The sequence below is a fragment of the Algoriphagus sp. PAP.12 genome, assembly GCF_026652115.1.
GTDB lineage: Bacteria > Bacteroidota > Bacteroidia > Cytophagales > Cyclobacteriaceae > Algoriphagus.
This window is the reverse complement of record NZ_JAPPSQ010000059.1, coordinates 1-1397: the sequence shown is the minus strand read 5'-3', so window position 1 is coordinate 1397 and position 1397 is coordinate 1. Positions and strand designations below refer to the sequence as shown.

Annotated in this window: 2 protein-coding genes; both read right to left on the bottom strand. The window is 47.0% G+C overall.

Annotated features, from left to right (window positions below):
• Positions 1-1165, bottom strand: a 1165-nt coding sequence (locus tag O0V13_RS21415) for a transposase (RefSeq protein ID WP_268037058.1), incomplete at its 3' end; no start/stop codon positions are given.
• A 5-nt stretch (positions 1166-1170) separates the two neighbouring features.
• A complete protein-coding gene (locus O0V13_RS21410; protein WP_268037057.1) occupies positions 1171-1377 on the bottom strand; it encodes a hypothetical protein in 207 nt (68 codons plus the stop codon).
• Between the last annotated feature and the right edge of the window lie 20 nt (positions 1378-1397).

Genomic DNA, 1397 nt, shown 5'->3' with positions numbered 1-1397 from the left:
CAGCTGTTAGGAACCCAGGCACCTTGCTGCAAGCCTCCTGAGTTCTGACTTGAGCTTGACCGCAGCCTAGTAGGGTCTTTTGATCTTTGAAGTTTACCTCTATCTCCCATCTCCAGAGATAAGCCTGCAACAGGGTAGCTAGATCCAGTTCGGGGTCACTGCAAATCAAATAGGCGGGGTCTCGATACAAGAGTTTCGACTTAGCAGTTTTCCTATATGAAACAGGACGGACAATGACCAGTTTAAGGTCTTTTTTTCCTGCTTTTCTCCAACGGACTCTGGAAATCACTTTGAGATCGAAGTCATGCTCTTTTCCTGCAGCCCAGGCCTTCACTCTGACCCAGTCATGTTCATTGGATTGACGAATTTGCTCAGGGGTTGGAAGGCTCTCTCCATAGACTTTTTTTCGTCCCCTTCCACCAGATGTGGAAGCTTCAGCAGGCAAGTAGAGACTGGAATCTTTTCTGATTCTTCCGATCAGGACAGTGCGTTGGGGAAGATTCCTTAGAACTGTTTCGTTTGTATAACTTCCATCAACACTCAGGATCAACTGTTTGTCTTTAAACCCGTCCTGGTCGATATTGTCTCGAAGCATCCTGATTCTTTCGGAACCGATGACACTGAGCTTAGCCTTTTTCTGGGTTTCCCGAAACTGCTTCCAATCGGATTCTGTCCCGGATTTCCCCGGCTTTTTAACAGATGGACAATGGTGAAGATCTATAGGAATTGCCCTAGACTGAACAGGCCCTATTTTTTCAAAAAGAGAAAGAGAAATTTGGATAAACCGCTGGCCCCAGACCAGATTGGCCTGAAAAGGCGGGCCGAGTGGATCTCTCATCCATCGACCGCCGAACACCCTTCTCCCTTTTTTTCGCAGCAGGGTGTCGTCCATGTGTGCAAAAACATAAGGGAGATCAGAAACGCACAGGCCGATAACCTTCCTGCGGATTACTCCGAAGATTCCATTGATATCCATTCGGTCTCCTCGAAAAAGGCGATAGGCAGAGGTCCAGTCTTTAAACTGGTCTCCACAGGCGGTCAACCAACCTGTCACGGTATGGCGTCCCATGCAGGAAAGTACTCCATCTAACAGCTTTCCTGCTTTTTTCCAGGTTCTGAGTTGCTTGAAGCAGAATTGACATTCGCTGAAAATACTTTCCAGCATTCCTTTCAGGTCTTCTTGGGGAGTTTTTTTTTAAGGTCCGACACGGACTGATCACTTCGCTGCAGTACCAGTCGCTGGTGATCATCAATAATCCATTCTACAATCTCTCCCTGTTGAAACTCGATTGCTTGGGCTACAGCCGCTGGAAAGTTGACATACCATTGTTCGCTTTTTGCCCGCTTGATAAGCTGGACCTTAGTTGGATATCCCATATCTAGTCGTTTAACTAGAT

Bases quoted from the DNA above. Each gene is read 5' to 3' on its own strand.
- O0V13_RS21410 (WP_268037057.1), bottom strand. From the start codon at position 1,377: ATGGGATATCCAACTAAGGTCCAGCTTATCAAGCGGGCAAAAAGCGAA.